This window comes from Halomonas sp. 3D7M (assembly GCF_014897885.1).
Lineage (GTDB): Bacteria > Pseudomonadota > Gammaproteobacteria > Pseudomonadales > Halomonadaceae > Vreelandella.
Genome location: NZ_JABUZF010000162.1, coordinates 28,666 through 34,491, shown reverse-complemented (window position 1 = coordinate 34,491; position 5,826 = coordinate 28,666). Strand labels below are relative to the sequence as shown.

The 5,826-nt window shown below is 51.4% G+C and carries 5 protein-coding genes; all 5 read right to left on the bottom strand.

From position 1 onward, the window contains the following. Positions 1 to 731: 731 nt before the first annotated feature. Positions 732 to 2,294, bottom strand: a complete 1,563-nt coding sequence (locus tag INT22_RS07960; RefSeq protein WP_193068023.1) for an ATP-binding protein — start codon at positions 2,292 to 2,294, stop codon at positions 732 to 734. Positions 2,295 to 2,462: 168 nt separating this feature from the next. Next, positions 2,463 to 3,446, bottom strand: coding sequence for a site-specific integrase (locus tag INT22_RS07955; protein ID WP_193068022.1), 984 nt, complete (start codon positions 3,444 to 3,446; stop codon positions 2,463 to 2,465). 12 nt (positions 3,447 to 3,458) lie between these two features. Next, positions 3,459 to 4,946, bottom strand: a complete 1,488-nt coding sequence (locus INT22_RS07950) for a DEAD/DEAH box helicase (protein WP_226912512.1) — start codon at positions 4,944 to 4,946, stop codon at positions 3,459 to 3,461. 50 nt (positions 4,947 to 4,996) lie between these two features. After that, positions 4,997 to 5,602, bottom strand: a complete 606-nt coding sequence (locus INT22_RS07945; RefSeq protein ID WP_193068020.1) for a hypothetical protein — start codon at positions 5,600 to 5,602, stop codon at positions 4,997 to 4,999. Continuing rightward, complete coding sequence (locus INT22_RS07940) at positions 5,599 to 5,781, bottom strand: hypothetical protein (protein WP_193068019.1); 183 nt, start codon at positions 5,779 to 5,781, stop codon at positions 5,599 to 5,601. The genes INT22_RS07945 and INT22_RS07940 overlap by 4 nt, the downstream gene beginning before the upstream one ends. Positions 5,782 to 5,826 lie beyond the last annotated feature (45 nt).

Here is a 5,826-nt window from a genome sequence, read left to right as displayed (position 1 = left end):
CCATAACTTATGCGGATTCACTTAAATATTTTGCACTTTTGCAAGAAATGCCATTCCATTGAATTCCTTGTAGTATTGCAAGACCTCACTGTTAATTTGCTGGGCAAGTGATTGTAAGCCATTGATTTTAAAGGGTTTTCGATAAGCGACCCTTATCATAAAGTCCTTTAAAATCAGTTGCTTAGCTTTTTATGATAACTAAATTTACAGGTGCGCTTTGCAAAATTGCAGGGCTTTTCATGAAATGCTTTTTCTTGCAAAATTGCATACCTCAGTTGCTCCACGCTTTTCATCGAATGCAATTTTGCGCGCCTACTCTGCAAAAATGCATAGGCTAAATGGCACAGTATGTAAGGTTAAAAAGCAGATTTTAGCTGTTTAAATATTTTTCACATGGCGTATGTTTGTATGCTTTTTCTGCAAAAATGCAGGAGATGGGCCGGTCGGTATGTCGTGCAAAATTGCAGGTATTAATACTCTTGCTAGATACTTGATTTATTTAGAAGCCAGTCTTTAGTTGCTTTTTTGCTTAATACGTCGAATGCAGCAAAAGGCAGCACTGGAGGAAAGCTATTTAGCGATGATATTATCTCGGTGAAATTTTTCATGCGTTTGCCCTGAGTCTACCACGCTGTGCCGATAGTGCGTGCGCGGGACACGTCACTTAGCGCCGTAGCGAGGAGTGAATCCTCCTGTTGCCCCTGCAGCGTATTACCGGCACGATTGTACCTCTAGCTAATCGTCTCCACCTCGAACGCCACGACCTGCCGCTGCTGTCGAGAGAACTCTACCCCAATTAAATGGATCGGCTTGCCGGCTGAGCGATATTTGTCGGCATAGCCCTTGGCTTTGATCTGCGCGAGCGCTTTGCCCTCTGGCAGCTGCTCCACCACCTTGAACTCGAACAGGTAGAGATGGCCGCCGAAGTCGACGGTCATGTCCACCCGACCATGATGGGTGGCATCCTCCACCGTGACCGTGAGGCCCAAAGCGGCAAAATGGCTGTAGAAGACGCTTGCGTAGTGGCCTTCGTATTGCGCAATTGGGTTGTTGCGGTACCAGTCGTGGGGTAAGCCGGCATAGAGGGCCTTGAGGTGAGCCTCCAGGCCAGCAAGGTCATGGTTCTTTAAGTGTCTGAACAGCGTGCGGCGCTCACGTGGGCCGTTCTCCACGCCCAGCGAGGGTAGCAGGGCGTGGTTCAAGCTGGTCTCGACCTCATGATTGGGGAAACCCAAGATGTATTGGCGGTAGCCCAGCATCGGTTCCTGTACATCTTTGATTGTCAGGTAGCCGGCCTGAAAGAGCAGGGCGTCGGTACTAATATCATCTACGTCGAACTGGCTGAGTAGCTCGTACTCTGTTTCCCACTGGTTAAGCTGAGGAGTGAAAACTCCGCGTTGCTTGAGTATGTCGACCAGAAAGGTAGGCGTGGCGCTCTCGAACCAGTAGGGGCCAAATTCGCGTTTCTGGAGTAGCAGCAGTACATCGAAAGGGTTGTAGACGGAGGTAACGTTGGGGCCACCCCAACGGTAGCCGTTGTACCACACCCGGATTGCATCGCGATCCAGCCCGGGCAGCGCTGGGGCGAATACCGTGTCGATATCGTCATCGGTATAGCCACAGATCGTACTGAACAGGGCGTCCAGCGTAATGTCGTTGAGGTTGTTTAGCCCCGAGAAGAGGCTGACCTTACTGAACTTAGAGACCCCTGTAATCAACACCAGGTGTAGGTGGGGATCAGCGTCCTTGATCACACTATAGAGGTTCTTCAGCCCCTCGCGCAGCTCTCGGGCACGCTCGTGTGACAGAATACTGTCGAGAATAGGCTTATCGTACTCGTCGATTAGTACCACGGCACGCCGGCCATTTTGATGGTGGGTTTGCTGAATCAGCTCCCGAAAGCGGCCGGCGATAGAGGTATTGCGCAGAGAAACGCCTTGCGCTTCAGCTTGGGCGTCGAGCAGCTCATGGATGTGGATATCCAGCTCCTCTCGGTTACGCATTACGCCACTGCCGAAACTTAGGCGAATTACCGGGTGGGTCTGCTGCCAGTCCCAGCGATCGTGAATATACAGCCCTTCGAACAGCGACTGACGGCCCTCGAACAGGCAGCGCAGCGTATCAAGCAGCAGGCTCTTGCCGAAGCGCCGGGGGCGCGATAGGAAGTAAAACTTGTTCTGGCGAACCAAGCGTTCGATGACGGGCGTCTTATCGACATAGTAGTAGCCACCCTCGCGGATCTCCGAGAAGGTCTGAATCCCGATGGGCAGTCTAAGACGTTGGTCGGTCGCCATGCGAGGTCTCCAGGTATCCACAGCAGTTGCTCTTTGGCACCAGTCTACCACGCTGTGCCGATAGTGCGTGTGCGGGTCACGTCACTCAGCACGCTAGCGAGGAGCGTAGCATCACTACGATGGAACTTCTGGTGAAAAAGTAGACCCGGTAGCCGCAGCCAGAGAGTGTCACAATGAAAAAAAATCTCCGGCATTATTCTCAAATTCGTCGGCGATGCGAATATAACGCTCAAAGGTAGTTTGGTCGCGATGGCCACTGACGCGCTTGATTTGCTGATCGCTTTTACCGCGCAGATGCGCTTCCGTTATAAATCCGGCACGAAAGCTATGGGGCGTATAGCCTTCAGTGGCTAGCCCCGCCTTTTCCAATGCTTTTCCCATTCTTATATAAAGTGTCTGGGCGACCATGCGTCCAGTGCTTAGCTTTCCACGTGGGCTAATGCCTCGAAAGAGCGCGCCTTCCGTTATGCCAGAGACAGTTAGCCAACGCTCTAACATGGTCACAGGACAGTAGCGGCTTCCTTCTGGTGCTCGCATCAGACTTTTTGTTTCAACCCTGCTGGAACGATTGGTCTTACTGTAATGTAGGGTGATAACGATCCCCTCGGGACGCCATTCAATATCTTGGTAAGCAAGTACGACGATTTCACTGCGCCGAAACGCGCCATAAAAACTCAGTAAAAACAGCGTACTGTCTCGTAACCCATGCAACGTTTTTCGATCTAGCGCATCGAGTAGGCGATGTAACTCTTTGAGACGCAATGCCGGAGCTGAGGTTTGACGCATATTTCGACTTTTCTTTATGCCGCGCAATATGTTTCGAACGGCAATGGTTTTCACGGGTGAGGGTAGGTTGTGATAGCGATGCCACATATGGAGCGAATTGGCATAGCGTTCTAGCGTGGCTGGTTTTTTACCCAGCGCATTTTGCGCAGACAAGTAGTTAGCGATATCGATCTCAGTGGCCGGCAGAATACCGCCGGCTTTTTGATAGATGCTTAAATCGGCACGCATGGCACGCACTGTATTCGGTGAAACGCTTTCTGACAGCAGACGCCTTGCTTCAGGCGATAAGCCGATGGGATTGTTGGTCACCTCGTAATGGCGTGAGTTACCTGGAATCGGTGGGAGAGGATGGCGGCGTTTTTTCATCGCTAGTACCCTTCAGTCCGTTAAGCGTAAAGCTATGAGGCGTTCATAAAACGCCTGTGAAAATGCCACATCTGTCTCAGTGCTCATGGTCTGGCTATGATGAGGAGCTTGAAAAGACAGTGTGAGGCCGCTCGCATCAGAGGTACGTGCTTCACTCTTTTCGGAGGGGGTAAATGCTTGAGTGGTGACAGTGCTGTTGTGCGCGATAGCGTCGGCATGATGGAAATGTGACCCGTCGTCGACGGCACGGTTTTTGTTACCCGTGCTCTCCACCTTGGCTAATTCATCGGGAAGGTCGTCAGTCAGTCGTCGAGCAAATCGGCGCAATAGAGGTTCGTTAAGTGCATAGAAATAGCAGTGCTCATCATGGCGGGTCTGGCGGCGAATAATGCGTCCGAGCACTTGACGAAAAAACTGTTCCGTTCGCACATGGCTGAGATAACAGCATACTCGTAGCCGAGGCAGGTTAACGCCTTCAGTGACCATCCCAACGGAGACAATCCAAGCCGTGTCGGCATCGCGAAAAGTGTCTAATTGCGTATGCGCCGTTGGATCATGGCTAGTCACTAAACAAACTGTTTGGTGTGCATCTTCTAGACGCTGCGTAATCTCCTCGGCATGCTGAATGCTAGCAGCGACCACTAAGCCACCTGCTTTCGGGTCGTGCTGGCGGAGAGTGCTTAAGCGTTTGATGCCGAGTGTTAATACATGCTGAAGCGGTGCATCATCGTGAAGAAGAGTGGCATAGTGAACACTCGGGTGCTTGAGCAGCTGTGGAATGCTTGTGTACTGGCGTGCTTCTTTGCGCCCAGTTCTGGGATGCGTTCTTGTCATCCCGATAGAGTGGTTATCGACAAGTTGTATCGTAGGATAGCGACATACACCGTCTTGAATGGCTTCTTTTAAGGTATATACGTAATCAGGTATTAGCTGCTTTTGCGACGACACGCGGGAGAGAGAGTCGCTGGAATTGCTTGGTAGATCCGTTGCTTCCACATAGCGTAACAACGGTAAACAGCTGCCATCTGTCCGCCAAGGCGTCCCTGACAAGGCGAGCGTAAAGCGCACATGTCGCTCTAGCGCAATGAGAGCGAGTCCCCATTGATTGGCTTGTTGTGCTTGACCGCCGGGGGCCGACGCATGATGGCTTTCATCCCAGATCAAGAGCACATGCGCATTGAGGCACAGCTGTTTTAAAGACGCCAAGCGGTTGGAAAGGGCGTGGTACGTTAATGCCACGCCAATAGAGCCCAGTTGACCATCAAGTGAGCGGTTGAGTACTTTTTCAAGCGTATGCCGCGCGTCATTTACCACTGCTCGCGTGGGGCCAAGATAAACCACATAGTCGATATCACTCCGTTTTATTAGTGCCTCGGCGAGCACGGCAGCCAGCAGCATTTTTCCTGCCCCTGGCGTGGCTTGACAGAGAAAGTGTGGCATCTTTGATGATAGTTGGATGAGCGCTCGTTCTAGGCATTCTGTTTGCCACTGGCGTAACATCGGGATGGATGCGCTGGCGTCATTTACTGGTTGTGTAGGAGAGCTGGGTATCATGAGTTCAACTCCCGACTTGCCAGTTGGGATCTCAAGGTAAGATTGGCGTCCCACTCGCCTTTTAGATGATTGCTCTTTTCTGTCGCGGCTTGAAGTAGAGGAGTAATGCGTGCTTTTTCGGTGGGGTATTGGTCGAGAATTTTCTTGTAATACTCAGCCTCGCTGATCGCGACATGCATGCAGGCGTTGAGATGCTGGCGGTCTTTCTCAAGAAAGGTAAGGAGATCGTCAGTGGTGCTAGGCAGCGCTGAAAGCGGTGACAGCTCGTCGGCGGTTGGTTGTTCACAAGCCGTTTCTTCCGCCTCAAAGTGTAAGCGGAAAATAGCGCGCTTTTTATCGACCATCCCTACGCGAGTCGCAAGTCCTAGACGTTCTAGCGCATGTACGCGATCGCGAACATAGTAGCGCAACCGTGTTTTGTCGTAGTCGGCAAACTCTGGTAAGGCGTGCAGGACGTTTCGTACGTCTGGAATAGTGAATTCAGTGTTGGTGTAAGCGTAGTGGAGCAGCTGGCTGTCTAGCGCTTCTGCGATCATACGTCCTAGTGGATTATTGTGACGTGGTTTACGAGGTGGTAGTGAGGAAGAGGTGATTTGGCTCATGAGCGCACCTCCTTAGCATTATCTGCTGGCACAAAGACGGCAGCGCGACAATTAAGCGTGGAAATACGCAGTAGCGAAATACGTGAAGAGTTAGAACAAGTGGGGTAGGCATTAACGATAAATGGGGCAGAAGAAAGCGTCTTCTGGTAATGAAGGGACGTGACGATACATGTTGCCATGGGTAAGCTCCTTGGATATTAGAGCCATCCCCTCTGTCGCCAAAC

Bases quoted from the DNA above. Each gene is read 5' to 3' on its own strand.
- INT22_RS07950 (WP_226912512.1), bottom strand. From the start codon at position 4,946: ATGTTACGCCAGTGGCAAACAGAATGCCTAGAACGAGCGCTCATCCAA.
- INT22_RS07955 (WP_193068022.1), bottom strand. From the start codon at position 3,446: ATGAAAAAACGCCGCCATCCTCTCCCACCGATTCCAGGTAACTCACGC.
- INT22_RS07940 (WP_193068019.1), bottom strand. From the start codon at position 5,781: ATGGCAACATGTATCGTCACGTCCCTTCATTACCAGAAGACGCTTTCT.
- INT22_RS07960 (WP_193068023.1), bottom strand. From the start codon at position 2,294: ATGGCGACCGACCAACGTCTTAGACTGCCCATCGGGATTCAGACCTTC.
- INT22_RS07945 (WP_193068020.1), bottom strand. From the start codon at position 5,602: ATGAGCCAAATCACCTCTTCCTCACTACCACCTCGTAAACCACGTCAC.